We start from the raw sequence: 24,987 nt of genomic DNA on the forward strand, positions 1-24,987 counted from the left end.
GTTGAACTACCACTATGAAGCATCTCTCCACCCTCGAATTCAAGGACGCGCCGGAACTGTCGTCGGCCGAGCTTATGCAGAAAGAGCTCGCCGACCTGCAGGCCCGGCTCGAAAAGAAGAGCGCCGACGACAACGCCGCTCTCAAGCGCCGCATTGACGAGCTTGAGGCCAAGGCATCGCGGCTGCCGACTGGCAACGGCAATGCCGACGCCAGCCTCGAAATGAAGGCCTTCGAGAATTTCCTGCGCCTTGGCCCGGATGCGATCGGCGACCTCGAAAAGAAGTCCCTGGTCGTCACCGGCAACAGCGCTCTGACCCCGCCCGAGTTCGGCAACGAAGTGCTGAAGTTGCTGCGCTTGTTCTCCCCAATCCGCCAGTATGCGCGCGTCGTCACCATCGGCGCCGCACAGGTTCAGTATCCCAAGCGCACCGGTAGCACGGCCGCGACCTGGGTGGCTGACACTGACGACCGCACCGAGAGCGAGACGGCCTACACCGGCGTGAACATCACGCCTTATGAGGCTGCGACCTACACCGACGTGTCCAACCAATTGCTGGAGGACAACGCCTACAATCTCGAAGGCGAACTGGCTTCCGACACCGCCGAGTCTTTCGGTATCGCGGAGGGCACCGCTTTCGTGAAGGGCAACGGCACGACCCAGCCCAAGGGCCTGATGACCGCCGCTGGCATCTCCCAGGTGATCACCGGCGCGGCTGGTGGCTTCCCGGCGACCAACCCGGCCGACGTGCTCATTGGCGTGTTCCACTCGATCGCGACCCAATGGGCGCAGCGTGGCGTGTGGCTGATGAACCGCAACACCATGTCGGCGATCCGCCAGTTCAAGGACGGCACGGGCCGCTACCTTCTGATCGACAACCTCAACGGCGACGCAGTGCCGACGCTGCTCGGCCGGCCGATCGTCGAGGCCGTCGACATGGACGACATCGGCGCCGGCAAGACGCCGATCCTGTTCGGCGATCTCTCCGGCTACCGCATCGTGGACCGGGTCAGCTTCCAGGTGCTCCGAGACCCGTATTCGCTGGCGACCAAGGGCCAGACCCGCTTCCACTCGCGCAAGCGCGTCGGCGGCGACATCACGAATCCTGACCGGTTCGTGAAGCTCAAGGTCTCGGCGACTTAAGGGACCATGAACATGCGGCTCGCAAATGACGAACTGGTCATCGTGCTTCCCTCCGGCACGATCAGGCTACGCCCGACCTTGCGAGCCGCGTCCCGCCTTGAGCGGGATTACGGCGGCTTCCAGAAGCTCTCCGACGACATCGCCGCATGGCGACTGACCACCATAATGGACCTGGTCCGCTTGGGTGCGGTCAATCCGACAGCGGCCGAACTGATGATCGCCTACGAGACCCTTGAGACCATCAGCGCACTTCGCGAGCCGCTATTGCGGTTCGTCATGCTGCTCGCCGGTATTGATGACGACCAGTCCGACACCGAGCCGACCGGCAAGCCCATGTCGTTCGATGAATACTTCGCCGGGCTCTATCGCCGAGCCACCGGGTGGTTAGGCTGGACGCCAGAGCAGGCCTGGAACGCGACGCCGGCCGAGATCACTGAGGCCTACAAGGGTCGCATGGAGATGCTCAAGGCCATCTTCGGCAGCGGCAAGGACGACGAAGACGACACCACCGTCACAGACGTCAAGTCAGTGCGCGACCGCCTCAACGCGCTCGGCAACCAGAATGTCCACAGCATGGCCGAGGTCCCGCTGTAATGCCGGTGCGTCCACCCAGAATCTGTTCCTGCGGCCGTAAGGTCGCATCCGGCGTCATGTGCGCGTGCCAGATCGCTCGCAAGGCTGACGCCGATAAGCGCCGGCCAACGGCCTCGCAGCGTGGCTATGGCGCCAAATGGCAGCGCGAGAGCAGGGCGTTCCTAGCTCTGCCTCAGAACCACCATTGCGCCTGTGGTTGCGGTCGGATCGCCGATTGCGTGGACCACATCGTTCCCCATCGCGGCGACATGAAGCTCTTCTGGGACCGCAAGAACTGGCAGGCCTTGGCGTCGTCGCCCTGTCACACCAGCCGTAAGCAAAGCAAAGAGAAGCGTAATGACCGCTGATTCAGAAGAAACCAGCGCATGCAAAGCCCTGTGGCTGGCTTTCATCAATCAAATGATCTCGGACGCCTGTGGCGTGGCTTGCACCGACCTAGAACGTCAGCAGGCTCACGACTACCTGTTCAAACCCAATCGCCACTTCAACGAAGTGTGTGCGCTCGCCGAGCTCGAGCCGGACTTTGTCAAGGCAGCCGCACGCAAGCGCGTCGATGCAGCACCGAAGCGCGTGCGCGCAGAACGGTCAGTGAAGCCCAAGCCGGTCAAGTTGCGGGGCAAGACGTGCACGATCAACGGCGTGACCAAGCGCTTCGCGGACTGGCTTAAAGAGTCGCCGGTTCTCAAGCAGACCGTCTACTACCGCATCAGTTGCGGCTGGTCGATCGAGGAAGCGTTGTTCGCACCGGCCAAACGTCAACGGCAAACATCCCCGGGGGTGGGTCAAGCGCCAGCGAAAAGCGTCCCTGACCGGTCATTCCCCACCGCGCAAGACAGCATCTAATTGAGGTTTTTTCAGTGATCACCCTCGATCAAGCCAAGGCCCATCTGAACGTCACCACCGAGTTCGACGACGCCCTGATCCAAGGGAAGTTGGACGCGGCGAAGGCTTGGGTCGCGGCCTATACCGCTGGAGACGTGGATTCCGACACCACTGCGGCGCCGGTTCGCGAGGCCGTGCTGCAACTGACCGCGCACCTCTATGAGAACCGAGAGACTAGCCTTGTCGGCGTCACGGCCCAGTCGCTGCCGTTCGGTTTGCTCGATTTGCTGTCACCTTACCGGGCGTTTTCGTTCTGATGGCCGGCTTTGACCCCTCTCTGGACCTGCAGAAGGCCGTCCGCGCGCGCCTGTTGGCGTCGGCCGGCCTCATGGCGATGATCCCGGCCGACAATGTTTTGGACGTCACAGGACGTCCAGAGCGCATGCCCAGCGTCATCATCGGCGAGGGGCAGACCGTCTACCGGCGCTGGGACGCGACCGTTCACACCACGCTGCACGCTTGGTTCCAAGAGCCCGGCCTCGTGCTGGCGAAACAGGCGGCGGGCCTGATCGTTGACGCCATGCGCGTCGACGTCCAGCGCGACGGCGCCGTGTCGCTGGACCACTTCACTGTGCTCGACATGCGCGCCAGCGATACCCGCTTCCTGCGCGACCCGCACGGCTCTTTCTCCCATGCCGTGATCAACGTCGCGGCCATCGTGAAGGCCAACTGATGCGCGCCGGAAATCTAGACCGCGTGATTGAGATCCAGCGTCGCACGACCGGCCTCGATCTCTACGGCACCGCGATCGATACCTGGGCGAAGGTAGCAACCATGCGCGCCCAGAAACTGGAGAACGCCACCGACAACCGCGAGGGCCAGCGCGGCGACGTGACGGACACCGTGATCACCTTCCGGTGCCGCTGGCTGGACGGTCTCAGCTTGGATCACCGGCTCCTCTATGACGGACAGGCCTTCAAGATCACCCGCTTGAAGGAATTGGGGCGCCGCCGTGGCGTAGATATCGTTTGCGAGAGGGTTGGAGCGTGACCCTTACCGCTCGGCGCCTTCGCGCTGTTCTCGACTATGACCCCATCGCCGGCACCTTCACCCGTGACGGCAAGGTTGCGGGTAGCATCTGCCCACAGGGCTATCTCCGGATCAAGATCGACGGCCGCGATTACAGCGGGCACCGTCTAGCGTGGCTCTACATGACGGGCGAATGGCCGGCGCGTGGTGTCAGCTTCTGGAGCGATGACCGGTCGGACGTGACCTGGGCGAACCTCAGACTGGCGTCATCGCGTCAGACCGCGCGCGGCCGGAAGGCCAGCAATAAGCTTGGCGTCAAAGGCGTGCGCCTCAGTGCGAACGGGAACTACCGCGCATCCATCTTTGTCGACGGCCGGCACGTCAATCTGGGCACGTATTCGACGCTTGAAGCCGCTGGCGACGCGCGGGCCGACGCCGAGCGGGAGCACTTCGGCGAGTTCGCGAGTATATCGTGAAGGGCACAAAGCCGCAGATTCAGACTGACCCCGACGCCATCGGCGACATGAAGCCGCCGTCCTGGTTGTCGAAGTTCGCCAAGGCGGAATGGCGCAACACCATGCCGGAACTAACGCGCCGTCGCATCCTGACGGTCGCGGACCTCGCCACGTTTACCTCCTATTGCGTTGCTACCGGGCGCATCCGCGAGCTTGAGACGGAATTGCAGAAGGGGTTCGATCTCAAGCTTAACCGAGCCATGATCCAATGCATGACGGTCCAACGCCAGCTTGCGGCCGAGCTCGGTCTCACGCCCGTTTCCCGGTCGCGGCCGGCGGTGCGCGACAACGGCACCGACGAAGGCGACGATGACAACCCGCTCGCCGTCTAAGGACACGTTTCCGCATTGGATTTACGACGATAGCCCGATCGATGACCCCATGGGTCGCGGCGAGAAGGCCGTCACGTTCCTGCGGCGGCTGAAACATCCCAAGTCCCGCCTGCCAAAGAAGGCCTTCCAGTTGGACAAATGGCAGGAAAGGGTGGTGCGGGCGGTGTATGGCCCGCGCCATCCGGACGGCTCACGTATCGTCAAGACGGTTGTGATCCTGGTGCCGCGCGGCAACCGTAAGACCTCTCTGTCTGCCGCGCTCGCTCTTCTCCACACCCTTGGACCCGAGAAGGTAGAGGGCGGCGAAGTGATCTTTGCGGCCAGCGATCGCCGACAGGCAGGTATCGCGTTCAAAGAGGCGTGTGGCATCGTCAAGGCCGATACCAAGCACCTGGTGCCGGCCACCAAGATTTACGACGCCTTCAACAGCGCCAAGAAGATCAGCTATGCCGGGGCTGGCGTCGAGTTGGAGGTAATCTCTAGCGACGCACCGGCGCAGGAAGGTCGGACACCGACGTTCGTGCTGGCCGATGAAATCCACATTTGGCGGGGTGACGGCCTCTGGAAGGTGCTCCGCAACGGTCTCGATAAGACCGACGACACGTTGCTGGTTATCGCGACGACAGCCGGTCGCGGTCAGGACAGCATTGCATGGGAAGTGATCGAGCGCGCCAGGAAGATCGCCCGGGGCGAGATCGTCGATCCATCATGGCTACCCGTGCTGTTTGAGGCCGACCCCGATTGTGATTGGTCGAGCGATGACGTGTGGCGCAAGGTCAATCCCGGTAGTGTTCACGGATACCCTTCGATCGCGGCGTTCCGGCGACACGTTGAGCACGCCAAGACCTCGCCCGGCGAACGTGCATCGCTAAAGCAGTTCAAGCTTAACATCTGGCAGGATCACTCGACCTCGCCATTCGTTGACATGGCGATCTATGACCAGGGCGCGGCACCGATCGACTATGAAGCCCTGCGCGGTCGGCCCTGCTGGGTCGGCGTAGATATGTCGAAAACCACCGACATTTCGGCCGTCGTCGCGTGCTTCAAGGATGGCGACACCTATACCGTGTTGCCGCAATTCTTCTGCCCCGAGGCCGATATCCTCCGGCGCGGCGACGTCGACGGTGTGAACTATTCGCAGTGGTCAAAAGACCGGTTCCTGACCGCCACGCCCGGTAACGTCATCGATAACAGCGCCATCGCCGACTACATTCGCGGCCTCGCCGAACGTTTCGAGGTTCGCGAGATTGGGTTTGACGTGGCGTATGCGCAAGCCGTCATGGCCCCCCTGATCGACGATGGTTTTCCGGTTGTGACCATGCGGCAGGGCTGGGCGACCCAATCTCCGGCGCTCAACACGCTTGAAAGGGCGATCATCGATGGAAAATTCCGTCATGGCGGACACCCGATCTTGCGCTGGTGCTTCGCCAACGTCGCCATTCACAAAGACACCAACGACAACCGGACCATTCACAAGGGTAAGTCGACCGACCGCATTGACGGTGCATCCGCGACTTGGATGGCCGTTTCGCGAGCGGCCGCTGGCGATGGCGGTCCATCGCTCTGGGATGATCCGACCCTTACACCGGGGGATTTTGTATCATGAGCGACCAGGACGACTTTGACGCTTGGCTGCAAGCGCTTCCGGACAAGCTGGAGGCGCACCTTGACGACGTAGTCCGCGAACAGGCGCAGTTGCTTTCGGACGCACAGCGCCGCGCGCTGCAATCGTTGGAACAGTCGCCAAGTGAAACCGGCCATCTCGAAGAGTCCTGCACCACCGTCAAGGGCAACGAGCCGACGGAATGGATAGTGACCGCTGGAGGCGATCTTACGACCGGCGAGGTTAGGGGTGGTTCTGGCGAGCCATACGATCACGCTGAGGCCTTCGAGTATGGGAATTCCAGACAGCCAGCGCGACCTTTCTTCTGGCCGACCTACCGCGCCCGCAAAGACGAAATCAACGAAGCACTTCAAAACGCTGTTAACGAGGTAATCAATCAATGACTGAAGCCGATCCCTGCGCCCGGGACATTACTTGGGGCGATCGAAACTATGCCTTGAATCTCAATCACCCGTGGGTTCGTCGCGTGTTGAGCTACGCTGGCGTCAATGGGAAGCCGCCTGCGACTCTACTCCTCGGATTCGAGACGGGCAGCTACACCATCGAGGATGTTGAACGCATCCTAGAGCTAGGACTGATCGGCGCCGGCACCTCCGAACGCGAGGCCGATCAGCTTTTGAACGATCACGTCCGCACCAAACCCATCGCCGAGAACGCAGGGGCCGCTGCAGCCGTTTTGTTCGCCCTCTATGCAGGAAAGCCCAATGCCGACGCCAGCGCTTAACATTCCCATCAAGGTCGTCGGTCTAGACGGCTTTAAGAAGAACATGAACGAGATGAACGTGACAGCGGCGAATGCCGCGCGCGCCGTCACTGCCCAGACGATCAAAATGTCGGCGGGGTTTCTCGCCTCGCAAGGCGCGGCCGGTGCCGCTACACTCGCTTTCGGCAAGATGCTGAGCGTCCTGCGACCCATCGCGCTCGGTGTTACCGCAGTCGTGGACACGTTCGAGTTCCTTAAGAAGAGCATTGAGCTTGCAGGCCAAGAGATCGAAACGTTCAGCAACATCGCCGCGAAGGCGAGTTCGTCCGGCGTCTCGACGGACTTCTGGCAGCGGTTCACGAAGTCCGCCCCGAGCGCCATCATGTCCATTGATCAGGTTACGGAGGCGTTGCAGCGGTTCAGCCAAGCTTCCACCGATCGCTTGGGCGGCAGCGAGCTACAGCAGCGGATTGACGAGCTTGTGAAGGCTGGCAACTTCGCCGGCAACACCGGCGTAGGTGCTTTCGCTGGTGCGTCTAACACCGAACAGCGCCTCCGTGCCATTGTTAGCTTGATCGATCAGGCCATGCAGAAGGGCCAGCAGATGGCGGCGCTGGACATCGCGGGCAAGGCGTTCGGTGAACCTGTGCGGGCGGCTTTGCAGGCTGACAATAACTATCTCGATCAGATGCTTCGGAAGGCCGACGCTATGTCGAAGGCCGAGATCGTGAGCCAGGATGACATCGGCCGCGTGATCCAGCTTCGGGACCGGATGAATGAGGCCCAACAGATTCTCGCTGATAAGTGGAAGCCCGTTCAGCGCGATATGGCCGAATTGGGCCTCAATGCGCGGGACAACTGGGCCTCTGTCGTCACCACCTTCGCTCAGCTTGTCGGGCTGGCGGATCGTCTCTATGCGACGGTGAAGGAAATCCCCGACGCCTTCGCGGCGATGGGCAATGCGTCCGTCTGGAAGAAGCTGACCGACCTAAGCGAACGGCTGGGCCTGAATTCGGTTCCGGAAGGGCTTGAGACCGGCGTCAACGTCCAACGCCTCGACGCGACCAACCGGCTCCGTGCGGCAATGCTGAACCCGGCCAATACGCGGCGAGCCATGCAAGAAACAAGCAGCGTGGCGGACGCCGTGCGCGGTGACGTGTCCAAGGTGCCCGGCGTGAAGACTGCGATCGATGATACCGACGCCGTTGACCGCGCGATCAGCAGCCTGCAGCGCCACATTGAGGTGACGAAAGCGGACACGGCGGCTGTTGGTCTTGGCGACGCCGCGCTGGCGCGATTCCGGGCGCAGGCCGCCGAGACAGCAGCGGTGCAGGCGAACGGCGGTAAAGAGACCTCTGAGCAGGCCGCGCAGTTTAAGAAGCTGCAGGAACAGGCGGGCGCTGCGGCCGACGCGCTGGCGAAGGCACGGATCACTAACGACATCCGGCGCGGCCGGCAGACCGCGCTGCTCGATCCCAGCGACGTGCAAATCGCCGAGCAATTGCGGAGTATCTACCCGGACGTGGCGACGGCCCTCAACAGCGTCGAGGCCAACGCCATGCGCACCAATGAAGCGTTACGGGAGATCAGCAACACCGTGTCCAACTCGCTCACGTCGGGGTTGGCCGACCTCATCGACGGCACCAAGAGCGCCGGTGACGCCTTCGCCTCGATGGCGAAAAGCATTATCCGCAGCATCGAGGAAGTGATCGTGAAGCAGGCCATTGTCGCACCGCTCATGCGCTCGCTCGGCCTCGGCGGCGGCGGATCGCTCATCCCGGCCTTCGCGGACGGCGGCGTCGCGCCCGGTGGCTTGGCGTTGGTCGGCGAGCGCGGTCCGGAATTGGTCAACCTGCCGCGCGGCTCGCGGGTGTTTCCCAACCATGTCAGCGCCGCGATGGCGCGTGACATCTCCGGCGCTGCCGGCAGCGGTTCGGACGGCGCCATGGTCAACAGCAGCAGCGTCACCGTCGCGCCCACGATCAACGTCACAGTGCAGGGCAACCCCGGCCAGTCCAGCGCCGATCATCAGGCCATGGGCCAGAAGATCGGCCGGCAGATTGAACCCACCATCCGCCAGATCGTCGTTAAAGAAGTCCGAGCGCAGATGCGTCCGGGCGGCATCTTGAAGAGGTAATGATGGCACTCGACACGTTCACTCCCAACCCGCCGCCGAGCCCGGGCACGAAGCTCTCCCGGGACATCAAGACGCGCAAGGCGGAGTTCGGCGACGGCTATACCCAGGAAGGGCCGGACGGCTCCAACCCGATCAAGCGCAAGATCAGCCTGACCTGGGACGTGCTGCTACCCGAACAGCAGGCAGCGATCGTGACCTTCCTGGAGGGGCACATCACGACGCCGTTCTATTACACACCGGCGAACGGCATCACTCGCAAGTGGAAGTGCGTCGGCGTGGAAGAGACCTTCGACACGCCGTTCACGCTGACCGCGAACCTTGAGCAGTATTTCGGGCTTGAGGCCTAATCGGCCGTCGACTGAGCGCAAACCTTCGAGCGGGCGCTATATTCATCCATTGAAGAAAGGCCAACCGCCCGGAGAAAGCGGTTGGCCTCTAGCAGGAGCCGAACTTGACGTTGCTGACGAATAAGTCCGAACAGGATGATTATAGCCAACCGACTGCCATTCTGCAGGACAACCGCCAGAAAAAGCGGTCGAAAAACGTTCCACAACGTGTCCGGCGCTCGTCGTCGAAAGACCGCAAAACCATTGAAAAGATGCGGTCTTTCGATCCTCTCGCATCGTCGGCTGTTGGGACCACTTCACTTGCCACACCCAACACCCCCTCAACCGTCCCTTCACCCACACCCCTAAACGACAACCAGCACGTCCCTGTGTGGTCCCTGGTAGGTGACACCGTCAAAGCGGTAGCAGCGACGGCGGCGCTCCAAATCGCGGAGAAGCCCGCCCATCCGTTCCGGTTCAATCTGACTGACGAGGCGCACGCCAAGGCCTTAGGCGATCCTGCAGGCTTCCTGGACTCGCTGAAACGCCCGTTCGATCGAGAGCTATCCAAGGCTGGCATTCGGTTGCCTTACTGGTTCGCGATCGACATCACCCCGGAAGGGCGGCTGCACATTCAGGGCGCGTTCGGTGCCTACCTTGATGAACACCCGGCATTGAGGCAGATCATGTGGAAGGCATGGGGGCCGTGGCAGAAGCATAGGCAGTTTCAGATTTGGGTAGGTCCCGTCCCCTGTGATGACGGCTGGGCGACCTACTGCATGCGCAACCAGCGGAAGGTCGCCAAGATCATCGGCCCTCGGACCTTTACGCTAACTCAACCGTTAGGACGGGAAGCTAGGTCGGTCTACACCGAGATCAGGCGGATCATGCGAGGGCGAGCTTGACGAAGGAACGACTGAGCAAAGACGCAGCGGATGCATTCCGGCTGCTCCGAGCCTTCCGCTCGATCCGGGACCGTGCTGCACGCCGCCGCGTCATTGAAACGGTCGAAGCGATGGCGAATGGCGATTGCGCGCCGGACGACGCTATGTCAGTGACCACTGATCAAAATAAAGTTGAGCCGGCCAAGTGACTGTTCTGACTCGCACCCCGAGTCAGTGATCGCTGACAATTCGTTATTCCCGAAATTGGTGGGCTTGTCTATGGTTCCCAGATCGCTGATGCATGGCGAATTGCATCACACCAATGGGACCACCAATGCCTGAAGAGTTCTATCCGACCGTTCTCTACACCGCCGTCGTCGATCGTGTGCGCTCAGTCGCAGGCCAAGGCGACGTCGATCTGATCCACCTCGCCATGGGACCGCTGCTCGCCGATCGCCCGGGACTGGCCGAACGACTCGCTGACCTCGAAGGGTGCCCCTGGTCCGGCGAGATGACCGACGACCAGGTGAAGGTCGCGCTCGGTGTGCACGGCGGCGTATGGCCATCGTGCATATGGGCACATGTTGCGCTCGCCGACCTGGAAGATCGACTGACACCTTGATCTGACCGATCGTTCCTATTATGTTCTCTTGGATGGATCGAGTTAACAGCTTGTTCCATCTGGAGCGCCGTCTAATCTGACGCCAGTGCAACCCGCTGTTGAGTCGGAATGGAACTGCGCGAAACTATTGATGCGCTGATGGCGACCGAGAAATCGATCGTCGGCATCCCCCAGTGGGTTAGCACCGACTACGATGGACAGATGCGTTGGCTTGCACCCCTCGCGGTCAAGGGCGAGGTGACGCCTCTCAATCTCATAGTCGATGCATACCCTCGTTATGAGACGCCGAAATTCACGATCTTGCTCGTATACGGCGCGGCAGTGACGAGAATCGACCACGGAGAACTAGAACGTCACCTTAACCACAGTGTGAAAGGAATTGGTCTACCGGCCGGGATCGTGCATGGTTGGATCGTTGGACCCCACGTGCATCTTTGGGAGCACAACCGGATGCTATGCAAGTCGGAGCCTCCGAAGGAACTTGAGTTCGCAGTGCTACTGCCGCCTCAGGTGAAGGGCTTTGAGAATTCGTTCCGCTGGCTGTGTGGGATCGCCAATATCAATCTTGGTTCTCGGCCTCTTCCGGCTCTGCCAAACAAAGACTTGTTGCTATGAGTAACGTGCTCTCAGTCGTCACCGAAGAGCTAGAAGCTTGGTTCAAGCCACAGCTAGTCGGATCACGCGTGTTTGTGCCGACTTTGTCCACCTATCCCTCGAATGCCGTCGTCTATGTGACCATCGAGGGCGGGAATGACGTCTTTGTCGTTTCGGATGGAGCCGGAGCAGTCGAAACTTTGCATGGTGCCGGAGGGCACAAAGTCGCTGCTCATAAGCTTTTGCAGGTGCTACTGCGCGGCCAGGGCAATTTGAGGGTCGATAAGTCCGGAGCCATATACACTTCGCCTGTAAGGCGCTCCGAGCTCACGGCGGCCATCAGTCTCATTGCAGAAACGTCTGTGCGATGTTCCGAGATACTGCTCCGAAACTTCAAGCCGGAACGACACTCCGATTTTAGAAAAGAGATCGGAGACAAGCTCCAGGTGCAGTTCCGCGACGCGTTCAAGGCGGGAGGGCATATGCCCGGAGCGAGCACGAAGGTCCACAAGTTTGATTTTCTGATTCGACGTCCTTCCGGGACCATGATCGTTATGGATGCGGTCGTTCCGGATTCGTCGTCGGTTAATGCTGCCTTAGTGTCTCACTTGGACCTCAAGAGGGCCAAGCGAGCCGATGTTCAGCAGGCGATTATCTATGACGATACCCAGGACTGGAGGTCGTCTGATCTGGCTCTTCTCACCATCGCCGCCCCGCCCATTGCGTATTCTCACTGGGCGGATTTCGCGGAAAAGTTGGAGAACTAGTCCACTTTTCTGAAGCGCTCGCCAAGGAAGCCCAGGGCCTGATTTAGGGCGCCATCAGCCGTATCTCTCTGGGTCCAACCCACATCGATCGATTTCCACATCTCGACAGTCTCTGGTTTCCGCTCATACCCGTTTGCCGATGACCAGGGGTATGCCGGCTGCAGCACGTAATCCTCTCTTTGATAGACCCTTGTGCTGTAATGCTCGGCTCCGGCGACGGACTTTATTACCTCGATGCGATATGTATTCTTGTTTGCGACCAATTCCACGGTGCGCTCGATGATATAGAACTCAGATGCGTAGTCGGGTGCGCCGATCATGCTGCCTTCTCCGTTTGATGCGCGAAGCTTATAGTTGAACTTCGAGCGTAGTGCAGCCAAATTATGACGAGGGGCGCGCTTCCATCAGCGAGTATCGTATAGCTTCGATCATCTTCACTCGATCCCGCAACGGCCCCACTGGCATGACGCCATAGCGCCCTGTCGTGGTGCTCTTGGTATGACCGAGCAGTGGCCCGAACTGCTCATCCAGGAAGCCGGCGCGCCGGAATGCATCGGCGGCACCATGCCGGAATGAATGGAAGTTCTGGCTCTTGTCGCTCTTGACGCCGATCCGCTTGAAGTAGCCCGCAAAGAACCGCGACGGCGTGCGCGAGAAGAATCCGCGCGTGTCCGGCTGCAATTCGGGGAATAGCTGTTGCTCTCCGCGCGCAACCATCCTGGCGTGGTAGTCGAGCAGCCCCAGCTTGATCAACTGGCTATGGATCGGGATCACGCGCTGTGAGCCGCCCGTTTTAGTCGATTTGAGCCGCGATCCCTCGCGCGTGACGTGAATGCACCAGACGCCGTGTATCTGGCGAACGTCCGCCGTCAACAGTTGCGCGAGCTCTCCAAGCCGCGCGCCAGTATAGGCGGCGATCCACGGTAACCAGTAGCGCCAGTCCCTGATCTCGACATTCCCGGCCTTGTGTTCCTGGTCGTCACCGGCGCACCGCGTCATCAGTGGGGACGTGAAGATCACGCGCAGCTGGTCGTCAGTGTAAGGGAACACCTTTTGCTTTTTCTTGTCGATCGACAGGAACATGCCTCGGATGACGTCCTGTCCGAGGAAGTCATTCACGAGCAGCCACTCGCAGAATCCAGCAATCGCGGAGAGGTAGCGGTTCGTTGTGTTCTCGCTGATCGACGGTTTGCCGACCGTCTTGTTCGCCTCGATGATCTTGCGGAAGGTCATGCCCTCGAATTCTTTGATCTTGAGGGCCTTCACCGGCCAGGAGGCGAGGGCATGTTTCCAGTCGCGGACGGCCTTCCTGGTGATCGCCGACACGTGCGAAGTCTCGCCGATGAACTCAAAGAACAGCCCGACGATGACCCGGTTCTGGGTCCACGTATCGAGGCTCACGGAAGCCTTTTTCTCGCTCTCGAAACGGTCGTAAAGCTCCCACAGGCCTTCGCCGGCAGCGGCCTTTTGCTTCCCCAAGGTCGGATCAGCCGGCGCGACATCAGGATCAGCCGGCACACCAGTCCAGTTCCCAGCGTCGCGCTCGGCCGCGCGCTCCAGCGCCTGAATCTCGGCACGCTGCAGCAACTGGCATAGCTCCCGGTATTTGGGTGATCCCCTCTCGATCAGCAGCCGGTCCCGCCGAATCACGTCATCCGCCGCTCCTTCGATCAGCGCGGTTTCACCCGTCCCCAGATGTTCGCGGAGCGCGGCCAGCTTGGCGGCGCGTCCCTCGCGGAGGAAGGCCGCGACACCCTTCATTGCGATGACGTCGGAGGCGGCGTTCAACCGGACAAGCGGATCGTCGGACCACTCGACCGCGCCGGTCGCGATATCGTCGGCGAGTTTGTCCGTCGCGTCCTGCACCATCGCGGCCGTAGGCATAGCTGCGCGCTGGCGCTGGTCGTCGGTCAGCAGGGTTTCATAGTGGCGCCAGATCGCCGCCTGTAGGTCGCCCGGCGTCGGCTCTTGGCGCTGGGAGAGCGCTTCAAACTGCGCCCGATACTTCGCCAGAATAGGCAGTGCAGCGACGCGCGCCGACTTCGGATCGCGGACACCAGTGGACTTCCAAATCTCTTTCTTGCCGACGATGGCCTGAAGCTTTTTCGGGACCGCGAGCCGCACGTAATAGACGGCGGAACCGCCCCGCCGCTGAATGTTTGACGCTAGCGCCATTGCCCCCTCGCAACATCGAGTCGTAACAGTTGTCGGGGCTAGCGGTAGCCAATAAGCCTTTGTGATTCAAGCATTTATTGATTTTGCTGAGATTTTCGTCGGGGCAGAACCAATCCAGCTGCCCCGACCATCCCAATCAAAGACTTAACAGAGACGCTCCGTCGGTAGATGAGGCGGACGCGATGTTTATGGTCGGCGCGTGCTCGGCACTCGCGCCTGACCTGGTCCACAAATCGCGGTCAGTTGGCACCCTGAAATAGCAAGCGCGGGACCGAAGCCCCCGCGCTCCACTGCTCGCAACTTCAGCCGCCCGGGCGCTGACCAGATCAACGAGCCGGCGGGTTGTAGCGATCGAGGATCACGGTTCTTGAGCCACCCTCCGGCGGTCGCGAGATGGGGTCGTCGAATTTGTGATAGCGGTCGAACTGCTGCTGCTCATCGCGCAGATGTGGCGCTTCGGCGGACGAGTAGGCTCTATTTGCACCGTTCCAGTGATCAAATCCCGACACGACGCAACCCCGTCTTGGTTCAGATGCAGGTTGGTTAGCATCGTTGCGGGGGTATCTCTGTATCGGCGTGGCAACACCACCAGCAATCCGCGCGAAATGAGCACACGTATTGTTTCTGTGGCTCTCTGTGCGTGAACAGCGTTCCGGTACGGGTAACCAAGCTTCGGCCGAGATTGTCTCGCCTGAGGCAACAACGCCGCCTGGACGGAATATGCTCGTCCAGACGGCGCCGTCGAAATACTGGGCCCTGAAATCCCCAGTGCCAATGGGTCGTGCCGGCGGGGGATAGGTTCAACGTTGCGCCGCCTTGCCGCAGTCCAAGCCACGACATCGTGAGCTGCGCGATCTCGAGCGGATGTGGCTTGCCGATAACGCGCGCGCGCTGGCAGGGTAGTTCGGCCCGACAAGACCAATCCGCGAGAAAAGCACCATGGCGCGCAGACTGATCGATATCTCCGTTCCCCTGCAGAACGACGTTCCGGCCGATCCGCCCGGCAACCATCCGACCATCCAGTATATCGATCACCAGCAGGGGCTGCCGCGCATGCTGCAGTTCTTCGATGGACTGAAGGCGGAGGACCTGCCCGACGGACAGGGCTGGGCCGTCGAGCAGGTCTCGCTCTCCACCCACAACGGCACGCATCTCGATGCGCCCTGGCATTTCCATCCGTCCATGAACCGCGGCGAGCGATCCTGGACCATCGACGAGGTGCCGCTGGAGTGGTGCTTCCAGCCGGGCGTGAAGCTCGACTTCCGCCATCTGCCTGACGGTTATGTCGCGACCGCCAAGGATGTCGAAGCCGAGCTGAAGCGCATCGGCCACACGCTGTCGCCGCTCGAGATCGTCGTCGTCAACACCAGCGCGGGCGCGAAATATGGCCAGCCCGACTACGTCAATTCGGGCTGCGGCATGGGCTACGAGGCGACGATGTATCTGCTCGAGCGCGGCGTGCGGCTGACCGGCATCGACGGCTGGAGCTGGGACGCGCCGTTCGTCTTCACCGCGAAGAGATACGCCGAGACCAGGGACGCCAGCCTGATCTGGGAAGGCCACAAGGCCGGGCGGCACATCGGTTACTGCCACATCGAGAAGCTGCACAATCTCGAGCAGCTGCCGTCGACCGGATTCATGGTGTCGTGCTTCCCGGTGAAGATCGAGCGCGCGTCGGCGGGCTGGACGAGGGCGGTCGCCATCCTCGACGGCTAGGCGCGCCGGGGTTGTGATCGGCCAGCTTCGGGAACCGGTGGACAGGCTGTGCATTACGGCGGGTTGTTGCGGCACGGCTACAGCCTGAGGCAGCCGAATCTGCTTTAATGCACGCAGTAGATGCATTGGGTGATCGGGCCGCCGGCTCGTCCTCGCGTCCCGATTTCGGAAGCGTTCTCTCCCGTGACTAGAGCCCCGGCGTCTCCGGGGCTCTTTCTTGCGTGCCGCAGCTGAGCCAAGCCCGGCAGGTGAACCAACCCCAAAAAGCAAATCAGGTGCGTCGGGAACGACGCACCTGATTTCATGTCTTTAATATCGCTTGTGTCGACCGGGCGGTTGTTACCACCGGCAAACGCGAACGCCACGCGGGGTCCACCAGCAACGGGGCCCACCACCGTAGTAGCCATAGCCGCGTCCGTATCCATAGCCGCGACCATAACCCCATCCGCGGCCGCGACCCCAGCCGCCGCCGCGATAGCCCCAGCCGCCGCGTCCGCGCCATTGCGCTTGCGCAGACGACGTAGTGGCGCCGACCAGGATGGCGGAGGTGCTTGCGACATAGACGAACAACAAAGCGACTGCTGCCAGGCAACGAGTCAGGATATTGTAGCGTTTAGTCATTCTGAAGATCTCCAGTCCACTTCCAAACATCTGAACTGATGCTGGCTGTCTCGCTTAGACGCGCGACACCGGCATTCGGTTCGTGCATGCTAAGACAATATTTTCACTAAGGTTCTTGCGAGCTTTAACGACTCTATTGAGACCAACAGGTAAGGTCAAGTTACAGTCCCGCCTGCAGAGGATGCTGTCGTTGCTGCGCTCATCTTGTCGTTCATCCGCCGTTCATTCTGTTCATCTTGCGTTGCGCCGATTTGATTTGTGCATCGCAGAAGCAGAGGTTTGAGAACCTCGGAAAATGCCGGCGAGAACTTGAAGTCGACACGATCCTGTTCTCTGAGCGTTGCTGTATCCTTCCAAAGAGTGCCCATGCCGAAACAACACACTTACGTCCTTGGTCTCAACGTCTACGACCATGACGTCAGCGCCTGCCTGCTGCGTGACGGCGCGATCGCCTACGCGATCTCCAAGGAGCGCATCACCCGCGAGAAGCACGCCTCCGGCTTCTACAAGGAAGTCGTCGACTACTGCCTGTCGGCCGAGGGCATCACCCTCGACGACGTCGATCTCGTGGTGCGCAACAGCTACATCCTGCCGGTGCCCGAGATGGAGGAGCGGATGCTCCACCAGGATATGCCGGGCTTCTTGCCGATCGCCGAACGCAACGAGGCAATCAAGCACCCGCTGTTTCGTTCCAAATCCGACAAGGTGGTGTCGATCTCGCACCACCTCGCGCATGCCTACAGCGCGTTCGCGGTGTCCCCATTCAAGGACGGCGTCGTGATGATCGTCGACGGCGTCGGCAATTATCGGGCCGACGCGATGGAGTCCTGCTCCGAAGATGAGGCGTCGCCGCTGGCCCGCGAGTCCGAGAGCTACTACAGGTTCGACGACGCCAGGCTCGAATGCCTGAAGAAGGTCTGGATGGAGCCGGCGCGGGGGCTGTTGTCGGACGAGTTCTACAACATGCCGGGACTGGGGGCGCTGTACAGCCGGGTCTCGACCTATGTGTTCGGCGACTGGAACAAGTGCGGCGAGTTGATGGGGCTGGCGCCCTATGGCCGCCATGAGCAGGTCGGCCATCTGCTCGAGATGAAGGACGGCAAGCTGCACGTGCCGTTCTGGGGCGCCGAGAACCAGCAGCCCTTCGTGCTCGACAGCGGCAGCTGGGACAAGAGCCCGACGATGCGGCACTGGGAGGACATCGCCTGGCGGGTGCAGGACGATACCGAGAACGTGCTGCTGGCGCGGGCGCGCTGGCTGCGCGAGACCACGGGGGCGAAAAATCTCTGCATCGCCGGCGGCGTCGCGCTGAACTGCGTGGCCAACGGGCGCATCGCGCGCGAGTCGGGTTTCGAAAACATCTGGATCCAGCCCGCCGCCGGCGACGACGGCATCGCGATTGGTTGCGCTTATTACGGCTGGCTCGAGGTGCTCAAGCAGCGCCGCTCGTTCGTGATGGACCACGCCTATGTCGGGCGGCGCTACAGCGACGCCGAGGTGGCCGCCGCGCTGCAAAGCTTCCTGGTGCGCATCCAGGTCGACGCGAAGCGCAGCGACAATATCTGCCGCGACACCGCAAAGCTGCTCGCCGACCAGCGCGTGATCGGCTGGTTTCAGGACCGTTCCGAGTTCGGTCCGCGCGCGCTCGGCAACCGCAGCCTGATCGCCGATCCGCGCAGGGCCGAGATGAAGGATATCCTCAACAGCCGGGTCAAGCACCGCCAGGCCTTCCGGCCGTTCGCGCCGATCGTGCTGGCCGAGCGCATGAAGGAGATCTTCGAAGGCGAGGAGGACTCGCCCTACATGCTGATCGCAAAGCCGGTGCGGCCGGAATGGCGCGACAAGATCCCGGCGATCGTGCATGTCGACGGTTCGGCGCGGGTGCAGAGCGTGCGGGAAGAGACCAACCCGATGCTCTATCGCCTGCTGAAGGAGTTCGAGGCGCTGACCGGCGTGCCGGTCCTGATCAACACCTCGTTCAACGTCAAGGGCGAGCCGATCATCGAGACGCCGCAGGACGCGGTGAGTTGCTTCCTCACCACCGGGATCGACAACCTCGTGATGCATGACACGCTGGTGTCGAAGACCGCCATGCACAAGGTCGTCACGCCCGTGATGACGACGTTCGGCGACGTCGCCACCATCGTCTCCTCGACGACGCAGGATACCAGTCGCGGCGGCTAGAGAGCGTTTTCGAGCGAAGTGGGCACCGGTTCGCGTGAAGAAAACGCGTCAAAACAAGAATCTAGAGCTTCGGTTCTGATTCAATCAGAACCGAAAATGCTCTAGAGCATGGCCCGGAAAAGTGCGAAGCGGTTTTCCCCGCGACAAACGCGAAGCGTTTGCGCGGCCTTGCTCAAAAATAAGGGACTTACGCCGCCTTCGCCGGCGCCGTGGGTTTTGCCGCCGGCGGCTTGACCGGCTTGTCCTGCCGCTTCGACCACGAGATGTAATAGGCCACGATCGTCATGATCGCGATGCCGGAGATGCTGACGAAGATCTGCGCGAACAGCGAGCCCGAGCTCATCGAGAGCTCGAAATGTCCGACAAAGGACAGGAACACGCCGACGCAGAACACCGCCAGCGACTGCTGGCCGCAGACGATCAGGGGATCGAACACCTTCCACTCCAGCGCCGCCCAGTCCTTCGGGATGAAGCGGATCACCAGCACCGTGATCACCACGAAGTGCAGGAAGCGATACGGCGCGAGGTTGGTCTTGTCGTTCGGGTTGAAGGCCGAATAGAGCCAGTCCGGGAACATGGCGCCGAAGTCCGGGAAGCGCCCGGCCATCGTCATGATCAGCGCGAAGATCATATAGGCGATGCAAAACCACAGCGTGTAGCGCGAGTTGATGATGCGCATGTTGTTGCGGGCGCCGCCCATCGCGCACCATGAGCCGAACACGAACAGCACCTGCCAGGCGAACGGATTGAAGTACCAGCTGCCGGCCGGGTAGGCCGGCAGGTTCCAGCCCTGGTGGCGCGACACCAGCCACAGCACGAGCGAGGCCGCCATGGTCCAGTTCGGCCGCCGCAGCATGAACCACAGCACCGGGGGGAACAGGCCCATCAGCACGATATAGAGCGGCAGCACGTCGAGATTGACCGGCTTGAATTTCAGGAACAGGCCCTGGCGCAGCGTCTCGGTGGCGTTGTCGACGAGGCCGGCGACGTTGAACTCGTTGATGATCTCGGAATCGCCGAAGCGCAGCGCCAGATAGCTGATCGAGGCGATGTAGATCACGAACAGGATGATGTGGGCGACATAGAGCTGCCAGACCCGCTTGGTCAGCCGGGTGGCGCCGACGATGAAGCCGCGCTCCAGCATCATGCGGGCATAGACGAAGGAGGCGGTGTAGCCGGAGATGAAGACGAACAGGTCCGCGGCGTCGCTGAAGCCGTAATTCCGCGTCGTGATCCAGTTCACGACGTTGTCGGGGATGTGATCGAGGTAGATCGCCCAGTTCGCGACCCCGCGGAACAGGTCGAGCCGGAGGTCACGTCCTTTTTCGGGCAGGGTAGCGTGGATTTCCATGGCGCGCCGTTTCCTCGAGGTGATGCTTGTCGAGAAGATCGCGCCGCGGGCCCGGGGGACTGCTAAGGGAAGCCTCCCGAGGCCAGATTGTCACAGCGCGGTAGAATGACTATACCGGTCCGGCGAAGGCTGCCTCCGAGATCGAGGAATCACCGATCAGATCGTTGATAGGTGTCTCTATACTATCCCGGCGGTTTCCTTCAAATCGCTTCCATGTCGCACATCCCACGGGGCCGACCATCCATGACCGCACGCATTTTTAAGCCCGCCAAAAACGCGATGCAATCGGGACGTGCCAAGACCAAAGAGTGGCAACTGGACTACGAGCCGGAGCAGCCGCGCTCCGTGGAGCCTTTGATGGGCTGGACCTCGTCCACCGACATGAAGCAGCAGCTGACGCTGCAGTTCGAGACCAAGGAAGAGGCGGTCGCCTATTGCGAGCGCAAGGGCATCGCCTACCAGGTGATCGAGCCGAAGGATTCGGCGCACCGCCAGATCGCCTATGCCGACAATTTCGCGTTCCGCCGCTGGGAGCCTTGGACCCACTAAGGTTGGACCCACTAAGTCCAGACTAGCGCCCGATCAGCTCGCCGCGGGCGCGGCGAGGGCGCCCGGGATCGGCAGCGGCGCGTCCTTGGAGACGCCGAGCACCGGAAAGCTTCTGATCTTACGCACATTGGGCAGGCCGGCGAATTGCAGCAGCTGCTGGCGCATCTCGTCGACGCTGGGCGCGACGCATCGGAGCATGAAGTCGGCATCGCCCGAGATCCGCCAGCATTGCAGGAAGCGCGGCACGGCCGCCACATCAGCCTCGAACGCCTCGATCGCGCTCAGGGTCTGGCTGTCGAGCTGGATCAGCACGAAGGTCGTCACCTCATAGCCGAGCAGCCGCTCGTCCAGCGTGGCGCGGATCGCCTGGATCACGCCGCGGCTGCGCAGGGCGCGAACCCGGCGCAGGCAAGGCGGGGCAGTGATGCCGACCCGCTCGGCGAGCTCGTTGATCCTGATCCGGCCGTCCCGCTGCAACTCGGACAGGATCCGCAGATCGATGTCATCGAGCTGTGGGCGCTCGGTCACGGTCACGAGCCCGCCACGGCGGCGCGCCGGCTGTCGCTGCCGTGGCTCGCCTGGCCGATCGCAGCCCGCGGCGCCACGCCCGACAGCACCAGCTTCTCATGCGCCGCGATGATGGCGTCGCGGGTCAGCCGGCCGCCGGGGCGGTACCAGGTGCACAGCCCGGTGAGCAGCGCCAGGATCGCGAAGGTCGCGACCTGGATGTCGACCACCTCGAACGCGCCGTCCGCCACCCCGTCGGTGAGGATCTGCGCCAGCCGCTGCTCATAGGCGCCGCGCAGCGCCACCACCGCGTCGTAGTTCTTCGCATCGAGGCTGCGCAGCTCGGAATTGGCGATGAAGACCTCGCGCTTGCGGGTCATGTGATAGGTGACGTGGAACGCGACAAAGGCGCGCAGCTTCTCGCCCGGATCGGCCTTGCCCTCGAGCGCAAGGTCAAGCTCGCGCAGCAAATCGTTGATATGGTCCTGCACCAGATCGAACAGCAGGTCCTGCTTGGTTGAGATATGGTTGTAGAGTGAGCCCGCCTGGATGCCGACCTCGGCGGCGAGCTGGCGCAGGCTCATGGCCTCGTAGCCGTGCTCGAAGATCAGGCGCACGCCGGCCTTGCGGATCGCCTCCAGCGTGGTGGGGCCGTGTGAGCCGATCGTGCGTGCCATCGGGGCCTCGGAGGGTGTTGGCTTGCCAGGGAGGACCAGGAAACAAGCGAACGACCGTATGTATATCGCATGAAATCCCAGTGAATTCAATGAACTGCGGATTTCGCGCACAAACCATAGCACGATTGCTTGCGAAGCCAAGAAAAAAACGTATGATCGTTTAATTGCAAGATGAATCTCACGGGAGGGATCATGGCCTCGAACCAGGCGGCAATCTTCAATTTCGACCTTGGCGAGACCGCAGATGCGATCCGCGAGACGGTGCATGATTTCTCGACCAACGAGATCGCGCCGCGCGCCGCCGAGATCGACCGCAGCAACCAGTTTCCGCGCGACCTCTGGCCCAGGATCGGCGCGCTCGGCCTGCACGGCATCACCGTCGAGGAGGAGTATGGCGGCTCGGGCCTCGGCTATCTCGAGCACTGCATCGCGGTCGAGGAGATCTCGCGGGCGTCGGCCTCGGTCGGCCTGTCCTACGGCGCGCATTCCAACCTCTGCGTCAACCAGATCCGCCGCAACGGCAACGAGGCACAGAAGCGCAAATACCTGCCGAAGCTGATCTCGGGCGAGCATGTCGGCTCGCTCGCGATGTCGGAGCCGCAGGCGGGCTCGGACGTGGTCTCGATGAAGACGCGCGCCGACAAGAAGGGCGACCGCTTCGTCCTCAATGGCAACAAGATGTGGATCACCAACGGCCCGGTCGCCGATACGCTGGTGGTCTACGCCAAGACCGATCCGAACGCCGGCCCGCGCGGCATCACCGCGTTCATTATCGAAAAGGGCATGAAGGGATTTTCCACCGCGCAGAAGCTTGACAAGCTCGGCATGCGCGGCTCCGACACCTGCGAACTGGTGTTCGAGGATTGCGAGGTGCCGGAGGAGAACGTGCTCTCCGAGGTCGGCCGCGGCGTCAACGTGCTGATGAGTGGTCTCGACTATGAGCGCGCGGTGCTGGCGGCCGGGCCGATCGGCATCATGCAGGCCTGCATGGACGTCGTGCTGCCCTACGTGCACGAGCGTAAGCAGTTCGGCGAGCCGATCGGCTCGTTCCAGCTGGTGCAGGGCAAGGTCGCCGACATGTACACCACGATGAACGCCTCGCGCGCCTATGTTTACGCGGTGGCGAAGGCCTGCGATCGCGGCGAGACCACGCGCGAGGACGCCGCCGGCGCCATCCTCTATGCCGCGGAGAAGGCCACCCAATGCGCGCTGGATGCGATCCAGCTGCTCGGCGGCAACGGCTACATCAACGATTATCCCACCGGCCGCTTGCTGCGCGACGCAAAGCTCTACGAGATCGGCGCCGGCACCAGCGAGATCCGCCGCATGCTGATCGGCCGCGAACTGTTCGCCAAGACAGCCTGATGTCTTCTCCCTCGCCCGCGCTTGCGGGGAGAGGGGCGGGGTGAGGGGCTGTCACCGCACCAGTGGTGGCAGTTGTGCTCACCCCGGCACGATGATTGACCTTGAACCCCACCGATACTCCAACGAAACGTGCAAACACCGATGCCGCTTCATTCGACGATCGATCCCACATCTTCTGAATTTGCCCGCAACGCCGAGGTGATGCGCGGCCTGGTCGCGGAGCTCCGCGGCAAGCTCAACCAGGTGGCCGGCGGCGGCGGCGAGACCTCGCGCAAGCGGCACACCTCGCGCGGCAAGATGCTGGCGCGCGATCGCGTCGATCTCCTGGTCGACCCCGGCACCGCATTTCTCGAGCTGTCGCCGCTCGCCGCCAACGGGCTCTATGGCGGTGACGTGCATTCGGCCAGCGTGATCACCGGCGTCGGGCGCATCGCGGGCCGCGAATGCATCATCGTCGCCAACGACGCCACCATCAAGGGCGGCACCTATTACCCGATGACGGTGAAGAAGCATCTGCGCGCCCAGGACATCGCGCGGCAGAACAATCTGCCCTGCGTCTACATGGTGGATTCCGGCGGCGCCTTCCTGCCGCTGCAGGACGAGATCTTTCCCGACGAACGGCATTTCGGCCGCATCTTCTACAACCAGGCCCAGATGTCGTCGCAGGGCATCCCGCAGATCGCGATCGTGATGGGCTCCTGCACCGCGGGCGGCGCCTATGTGCCGGCGATGTCCGACGAGAGCATCATCGTACGCAACCAGGGCACGATCTTCCTTGGTGGTCCGCCGCTGGTGAAGGCCGCGACCGGCGAGGTCGTCACCGCCGAAGAACTCGGCGGCGCCGATGTCCACTCCCGGCAGTCCGGCGTGACCGATCACTACGCCCAGAACGATGCCCACGCGATCGGGATCGCGCGCCGCATCGTCGGCACGCTGAAGCAGCCGGTGAAGGCACAGCTCAACATGCGCCCTGCGCAGGAGCCGCTGTTTCCGGCCGAGGAGATCTATGGCGTGGTCTCCGCCGACGGCAGAAAACCGTTCGACGTGCACGACATCATCGCGCGGATCGTCGACGGCTCCGAATTCGACGAGTTCAAGAAGCTCTACGGCACCACGCTGATCTGCGGCTTCGCCCATATTTTTGGCTATCCGGTCGGCATCATCGCCAACAACGGCATCCTGTTCAGCGAGAGCTCGCTGAAGGGCGCGCATTTCATCGAGCTGTGCTGCCAGCGCGGCATTCCGCTGGTGTTCCTGCAGAACATCACCGGCTTCATGGTCGGCAAGAAGTACGAGGCCGGCGGCATCGCGCGCGACGGCGCCAAGCTGGTGACGGCGGTCGCCACCGCCGGGGTGCCGAAATTCACCGTCGTGATCGGCGGCTCCTACGGCGCCGGCAATTACGGCATGTGCGGCCGCGCCTACAGCCCGCGCTTCCTCTGGCTGTGGCCGAACGCGCGCATCTCGGTGATGGGCGGCGAGCAGGCCTCGATGGTGCTGAGCCAGGTGCGGCGCGACGGCATCGAGGCCAAGGGCGAGAGCTGGTCGGCGGAAGAGGAAGACAAGTTCCGCGAGCCGATCCGCGCGCAATACGAGAAGCAGGGCAATCCCTATTACGCCACGGCGCGGCTGTGGGATGACGGCGTGATCGATCCCGCCGATACGCGCCTCGTGCTCGGGCTCGGCCTCTCGGCGGCGGCGAATGCGCCGATCGAGCCGACGAAATTCGGCCTGTTCAGGATGTGACCCAG

The 24,987-nt window shown here is 62.1% G+C and carries 30 protein-coding genes; 24 read left to right on the plus strand and 6 right to left on the minus strand.

What is annotated here, in order from left to right; genetic code table 11:
- The first annotated feature begins 14 nt into the window (after positions 1 to 14).
- From ACVMB1_RS12045 to ACVMB1_RS12135, 19 genes are all read left to right on the plus strand, one after another.
- Positions 15 to 1,142, plus strand: a complete 1,128-nt coding sequence (locus ACVMB1_RS12045; protein WP_456848584.1) for a phage major capsid protein — start codon at positions 15 to 17, stop codon at positions 1,140 to 1,142.
- A 12-nt stretch (positions 1,143 to 1,154) separates the two neighbouring features.
- Positions 1,155 to 1,736, plus strand: coding sequence for a hypothetical protein (locus ACVMB1_RS12050; protein WP_456848586.1), 582 nt, complete (start codon positions 1,155 to 1,157; stop codon positions 1,734 to 1,736).
- A gap of 218 nt (positions 1,737 to 1,954) precedes the next feature.
- Positions 1,955 to 2,083, plus strand: a complete 129-nt coding sequence (locus ACVMB1_RS12055; protein ID WP_456848588.1) for a hypothetical protein — start codon at positions 1,955 to 1,957, stop codon at positions 2,081 to 2,083.
- Complete coding sequence (locus tag ACVMB1_RS12060) at positions 2,073 to 2,579, plus strand: hypothetical protein (RefSeq protein ID WP_456848590.1); 507 nt, start codon at positions 2,073 to 2,075, stop codon at positions 2,577 to 2,579. Before ACVMB1_RS12055 ends, ACVMB1_RS12060 begins: the two co-directional genes overlap by 11 nt.
- Positions 2,580 to 2,593: 14 nt before the next feature.
- Positions 2,594 to 2,875, plus strand: coding sequence for a head-tail connector protein (locus ACVMB1_RS12065; RefSeq protein WP_456848592.1), 282 nt, complete (start codon positions 2,594 to 2,596; stop codon positions 2,873 to 2,875).
- On the plus strand, positions 2,875 to 3,291 hold the full coding sequence (locus ACVMB1_RS12070) for a DUF3168 domain-containing protein (protein WP_456848594.1): 417 nt from the start codon (positions 2,875 to 2,877) through the stop codon (positions 3,289 to 3,291). The genes ACVMB1_RS12065 and ACVMB1_RS12070 overlap by 1 nt, the downstream gene beginning before the upstream one ends.
- The gene (locus tag ACVMB1_RS12075; RefSeq protein WP_456848596.1) at positions 3,291 to 3,608 is read left to right on the plus strand and encodes a head-tail adaptor protein; all 318 of its coding nucleotides are present in this window, start codon (positions 3,291 to 3,293) and stop codon (positions 3,606 to 3,608) included. Before ACVMB1_RS12070 ends, ACVMB1_RS12075 begins: the two co-directional genes overlap by 1 nt.
- Positions 3,605 to 4,063, plus strand: coding sequence for an HNH endonuclease (locus tag ACVMB1_RS12080; protein ID WP_456848598.1), 459 nt, complete (start codon positions 3,605 to 3,607; stop codon positions 4,061 to 4,063). The genes ACVMB1_RS12075 and ACVMB1_RS12080 overlap by 4 nt, the downstream gene beginning before the upstream one ends.
- On the plus strand, positions 4,060 to 4,434 hold the full coding sequence (locus ACVMB1_RS12085; RefSeq protein WP_456848600.1) for a P27 family phage terminase small subunit: 375 nt from the start codon (positions 4,060 to 4,062) through the stop codon (positions 4,432 to 4,434). Before ACVMB1_RS12080 ends, ACVMB1_RS12085 begins: the two co-directional genes overlap by 4 nt.
- The gene (locus ACVMB1_RS12090; RefSeq protein ID WP_456848602.1) at positions 4,412 to 6,040 is read left to right on the plus strand and encodes a terminase large subunit; all 1,629 of its coding nucleotides are present in this window, start codon (positions 4,412 to 4,414) and stop codon (positions 6,038 to 6,040) included. Before ACVMB1_RS12085 ends, ACVMB1_RS12090 begins: the two co-directional genes overlap by 23 nt.
- A complete protein-coding gene (locus ACVMB1_RS12095) occupies positions 6,037 to 6,441 on the plus strand; it encodes a hypothetical protein (protein WP_456848604.1) in 405 nt (134 codons plus the stop codon). The genes ACVMB1_RS12090 and ACVMB1_RS12095 overlap by 4 nt, the downstream gene beginning before the upstream one ends.
- Positions 6,438 to 6,782: a GTA-gp10 family protein gene (locus ACVMB1_RS12100; RefSeq protein WP_456848606.1), complete on the plus strand. Its 345-nt coding sequence runs from the start codon at positions 6,438 to 6,440 to the stop codon at positions 6,780 to 6,782. The genes ACVMB1_RS12095 and ACVMB1_RS12100 overlap by 4 nt, the downstream gene beginning before the upstream one ends.
- Positions 6,763 to 8,898 carry a hypothetical protein gene (locus tag ACVMB1_RS12105; protein WP_456848608.1) on the plus strand — a complete coding sequence of 712 codons (2,136 nt, stop codon included), beginning with the start codon at positions 6,763 to 6,765 and terminating at the stop codon, positions 8,896 to 8,898. Before ACVMB1_RS12100 ends, ACVMB1_RS12105 begins: the two co-directional genes overlap by 20 nt.
- Positions 8,899 to 8,900: 2 nt before the next feature.
- Positions 8,901 to 9,245 carry a phage tail protein gene (locus ACVMB1_RS12110; RefSeq protein ID WP_456848610.1) on the plus strand — a complete coding sequence of 115 codons (345 nt, stop codon included), beginning with the start codon at positions 8,901 to 8,903 and terminating at the stop codon, positions 9,243 to 9,245.
- Positions 9,246 to 9,349: 104 nt separating this feature from the next.
- Positions 9,350 to 10,129 (plus strand): hypothetical protein, encoded by a 780-nt coding sequence (locus ACVMB1_RS12115; RefSeq protein WP_456848612.1) that lies wholly within the window; start codon positions 9,350 to 9,352, stop codon positions 10,127 to 10,129.
- Entirely contained in the window at positions 10,126 to 10,317 is a 192-nt protein-coding gene (locus ACVMB1_RS12120) for a hypothetical protein (RefSeq protein ID WP_456848614.1), read from the plus strand. The genes ACVMB1_RS12115 and ACVMB1_RS12120 overlap by 4 nt, the downstream gene beginning before the upstream one ends.
- A 125-nt stretch (positions 10,318 to 10,442) precedes the next feature.
- Entirely contained in the window at positions 10,443 to 10,730 is a 288-nt protein-coding gene (locus tag ACVMB1_RS12125) for a hypothetical protein (RefSeq protein WP_456848616.1), read from the plus strand.
- Between the two features lie 108 nt (positions 10,731 to 10,838).
- Positions 10,839 to 11,345 carry a hypothetical protein gene (locus ACVMB1_RS12130; protein ID WP_456848618.1) on the plus strand — a complete coding sequence of 169 codons (507 nt, stop codon included), beginning with the start codon at positions 10,839 to 10,841 and terminating at the stop codon, positions 11,343 to 11,345.
- Entirely contained in the window at positions 11,342 to 12,091 is a 750-nt protein-coding gene (locus ACVMB1_RS12135; protein ID WP_456848620.1) for a DUF1829 domain-containing protein, read from the plus strand. The genes ACVMB1_RS12130 and ACVMB1_RS12135 overlap by 4 nt, the downstream gene beginning before the upstream one ends.
- On the opposite strand, the gene ACVMB1_RS12140 is transcribed toward ACVMB1_RS12135, so the two are convergent.
- Both ACVMB1_RS12140 and ACVMB1_RS12145 read right to left on the minus strand, forming a co-directional pair.
- Positions 12,088 to 12,411 carry a hypothetical protein gene (locus tag ACVMB1_RS12140; RefSeq protein WP_456848622.1) on the minus strand — a complete coding sequence of 108 codons (324 nt, stop codon included), beginning with the start codon at positions 12,409 to 12,411 and terminating at the stop codon, positions 12,088 to 12,090. The genes ACVMB1_RS12135 and ACVMB1_RS12140 overlap by 4 nt on opposite strands.
- Before the next feature lie 61 nt (positions 12,412 to 12,472).
- Complete coding sequence (locus ACVMB1_RS12145; RefSeq protein WP_456848624.1) at positions 12,473 to 14,266, minus strand: DUF6538 domain-containing protein; 1,794 nt, start codon at positions 14,264 to 14,266, stop codon at positions 12,473 to 12,475.
- Positions 14,267 to 15,205: 939 nt separating this feature from the next.
- Between ACVMB1_RS12145 and ACVMB1_RS12150 the strand changes: the two genes are divergently transcribed.
- Entirely contained in the window at positions 15,206 to 15,982 is a 777-nt protein-coding gene (locus ACVMB1_RS12150) for a cyclase family protein (RefSeq protein WP_076828652.1), read from the plus strand.
- A gap of 339 nt (positions 15,983 to 16,321) precedes the next feature.
- Here ACVMB1_RS12150 and ACVMB1_RS12155 read toward each other — a convergent pair whose 3' ends face one another.
- A complete protein-coding gene (locus ACVMB1_RS12155; RefSeq protein ID WP_076828733.1) occupies positions 16,322 to 16,603 on the minus strand; it encodes a hypothetical protein in 282 nt (93 codons plus the stop codon).
- Between the two features lie 366 nt (positions 16,604 to 16,969).
- On the opposite strand from ACVMB1_RS12155, the gene ACVMB1_RS12160 reads away from it, so the two are divergent.
- On the plus strand, positions 16,970 to 18,787 hold the full coding sequence (locus tag ACVMB1_RS12160; RefSeq protein ID WP_076828650.1) for a carbamoyltransferase family protein: 1,818 nt from the start codon (positions 16,970 to 16,972) through the stop codon (positions 18,785 to 18,787).
- A gap of 187 nt (positions 18,788 to 18,974) precedes the next feature.
- Here ACVMB1_RS12160 and ACVMB1_RS12165 read toward each other — a convergent pair whose 3' ends face one another.
- On the minus strand, positions 18,975 to 20,138 hold the full coding sequence (locus ACVMB1_RS12165; RefSeq protein ID WP_050384313.1) for an OpgC domain-containing protein: 1,164 nt from the start codon (positions 20,136 to 20,138) through the stop codon (positions 18,975 to 18,977).
- Between the two features lie 243 nt (positions 20,139 to 20,381).
- Between ACVMB1_RS12165 and ACVMB1_RS12170 the strand changes: the two genes are divergently transcribed.
- Entirely contained in the window at positions 20,382 to 20,687 is a 306-nt protein-coding gene (locus tag ACVMB1_RS12170) for an ETC complex I subunit (protein WP_016846428.1), read from the plus strand.
- Positions 20,688 to 20,720: 33 nt separating this feature from the next.
- On the opposite strand, the gene ACVMB1_RS12175 is transcribed toward ACVMB1_RS12170, so the two are convergent.
- Entirely contained in the window at positions 20,721 to 21,215 is a 495-nt protein-coding gene (locus tag ACVMB1_RS12175; RefSeq protein WP_057018554.1) for an Lrp/AsnC family transcriptional regulator, read from the minus strand.
- A 2-nt stretch (positions 21,216 to 21,217) separates the two neighbouring features.
- The gene (locus tag ACVMB1_RS12180) at positions 21,218 to 21,871 is read right to left on the minus strand and encodes a TetR/AcrR family transcriptional regulator (RefSeq protein ID WP_076828648.1); all 654 of its coding nucleotides are present in this window, start codon (positions 21,869 to 21,871) and stop codon (positions 21,218 to 21,220) included.
- A gap of 192 nt (positions 21,872 to 22,063) precedes the next feature.
- Between ACVMB1_RS12180 and ACVMB1_RS12185 the strand changes: the two genes are divergently transcribed.
- Together ACVMB1_RS12185 and ACVMB1_RS12190 are read left to right on the plus strand one after the other, a co-directional pair.
- Positions 22,064 to 23,236 carry an isovaleryl-CoA dehydrogenase gene (locus ACVMB1_RS12185; protein ID WP_028332150.1) on the plus strand — a complete coding sequence of 391 codons (1,173 nt, stop codon included), beginning with the start codon at positions 22,064 to 22,066 and terminating at the stop codon, positions 23,234 to 23,236.
- A gap of 141 nt (positions 23,237 to 23,377) precedes the next feature.
- Positions 23,378 to 24,982, plus strand: coding sequence for a carboxyl transferase domain-containing protein (locus ACVMB1_RS12190; RefSeq protein ID WP_038386820.1), 1,605 nt, complete (start codon positions 23,378 to 23,380; stop codon positions 24,980 to 24,982).
- Positions 24,983 to 24,987 lie beyond the last annotated feature (5 nt).

This window comes from Bradyrhizobium sp. USDA 4504 (genome assembly GCF_054063995.1).

What these genes read in the sequence shown, in the direction of transcription:
- ACVMB1_RS12090 (WP_456848602.1), top strand. Translation starts at nt 4,412, where the DNA reads ATGACAACCCGCTCGCCGTCTAAGGACACGTTTCCGCATTGGATTTAC.
- ACVMB1_RS12105 (WP_456848608.1), top strand. Translation starts at nt 6,763, where the DNA reads ATGCCGACGCCAGCGCTTAACATTCCCATCAAGGTCGTCGGTCTAGAC.
- ACVMB1_RS12135 (WP_456848620.1), top strand. Translation starts at nt 11,342, where the DNA reads ATGAGTAACGTGCTCTCAGTCGTCACCGAAGAGCTAGAAGCTTGGTTC.
- ACVMB1_RS12070 (WP_456848594.1), top strand. Translation starts at nt 2,875, where the DNA reads ATGGCCGGCTTTGACCCCTCTCTGGACCTGCAGAAGGCCGTCCGCGCG.
- ACVMB1_RS12075 (WP_456848596.1), top strand. Translation starts at nt 3,291, where the DNA reads ATGCGCGCCGGAAATCTAGACCGCGTGATTGAGATCCAGCGTCGCACG.
- ACVMB1_RS12095 (WP_456848604.1), top strand. Translation starts at nt 6,037, where the DNA reads ATGAGCGACCAGGACGACTTTGACGCTTGGCTGCAAGCGCTTCCGGAC.
- ACVMB1_RS12125 (WP_456848616.1), top strand. Translation starts at nt 10,443, where the DNA reads ATGCCTGAAGAGTTCTATCCGACCGTTCTCTACACCGCCGTCGTCGAT.
- ACVMB1_RS12180 (WP_076828648.1), bottom strand. Translation starts at nt 21,871, where the DNA reads ATGGCACGCACGATCGGCTCACACGGCCCCACCACGCTGGAGGCGATC.
- ACVMB1_RS12170 (WP_016846428.1), top strand. Translation starts at nt 20,382, where the DNA reads ATGACCGCACGCATTTTTAAGCCCGCCAAAAACGCGATGCAATCGGGA.
- ACVMB1_RS12045 (WP_456848584.1), top strand. Translation starts at nt 15, where the DNA reads ATGAAGCATCTCTCCACCCTCGAATTCAAGGACGCGCCGGAACTGTCG.
- ACVMB1_RS12155 (WP_076828733.1), bottom strand. Translation starts at nt 16,603, where the DNA reads ATGACTAAACGCTACAATATCCTGACTCGTTGCCTGGCAGCAGTCGCT.
- ACVMB1_RS12165 (WP_050384313.1), bottom strand. Translation starts at nt 20,138, where the DNA reads ATGGAAATCCACGCTACCCTGCCCGAAAAAGGACGTGACCTCCGGCTC.
- ACVMB1_RS12160 (WP_076828650.1), top strand. Translation starts at nt 16,970, where the DNA reads ATGCCGAAACAACACACTTACGTCCTTGGTCTCAACGTCTACGACCAT.
- ACVMB1_RS12150 (WP_076828652.1), top strand. Translation starts at nt 15,206, where the DNA reads ATGGCGCGCAGACTGATCGATATCTCCGTTCCCCTGCAGAACGACGTT.
- ACVMB1_RS12140 (WP_456848622.1), bottom strand. Translation starts at nt 12,411, where the DNA reads ATGATCGGCGCACCCGACTACGCATCTGAGTTCTATATCATCGAGCGC.
- ACVMB1_RS12110 (WP_456848610.1), top strand. Translation starts at nt 8,901, where the DNA reads ATGGCACTCGACACGTTCACTCCCAACCCGCCGCCGAGCCCGGGCACG.
- ACVMB1_RS12050 (WP_456848586.1), top strand. Translation starts at nt 1,155, where the DNA reads ATGCGGCTCGCAAATGACGAACTGGTCATCGTGCTTCCCTCCGGCACG.
- ACVMB1_RS12060 (WP_456848590.1), top strand. Translation starts at nt 2,073, where the DNA reads ATGACCGCTGATTCAGAAGAAACCAGCGCATGCAAAGCCCTGTGGCTG.
- ACVMB1_RS12145 (WP_456848624.1), bottom strand. Translation starts at nt 14,266, where the DNA reads ATGGCGCTAGCGTCAAACATTCAGCGGCGGGGCGGTTCCGCCGTCTAT.
- ACVMB1_RS12100 (WP_456848606.1), top strand. Translation starts at nt 6,438, where the DNA reads ATGACTGAAGCCGATCCCTGCGCCCGGGACATTACTTGGGGCGATCGA.
- ACVMB1_RS12185 (WP_028332150.1), top strand. Translation starts at nt 22,064, where the DNA reads ATGGCCTCGAACCAGGCGGCAATCTTCAATTTCGACCTTGGCGAGACC.
- ACVMB1_RS12130 (WP_456848618.1), top strand. Translation starts at nt 10,839, where the DNA reads ATGGAACTGCGCGAAACTATTGATGCGCTGATGGCGACCGAGAAATCG.
- ACVMB1_RS12190 (WP_038386820.1), top strand. Translation starts at nt 23,378, where the DNA reads ATGCCGCTTCATTCGACGATCGATCCCACATCTTCTGAATTTGCCCGC.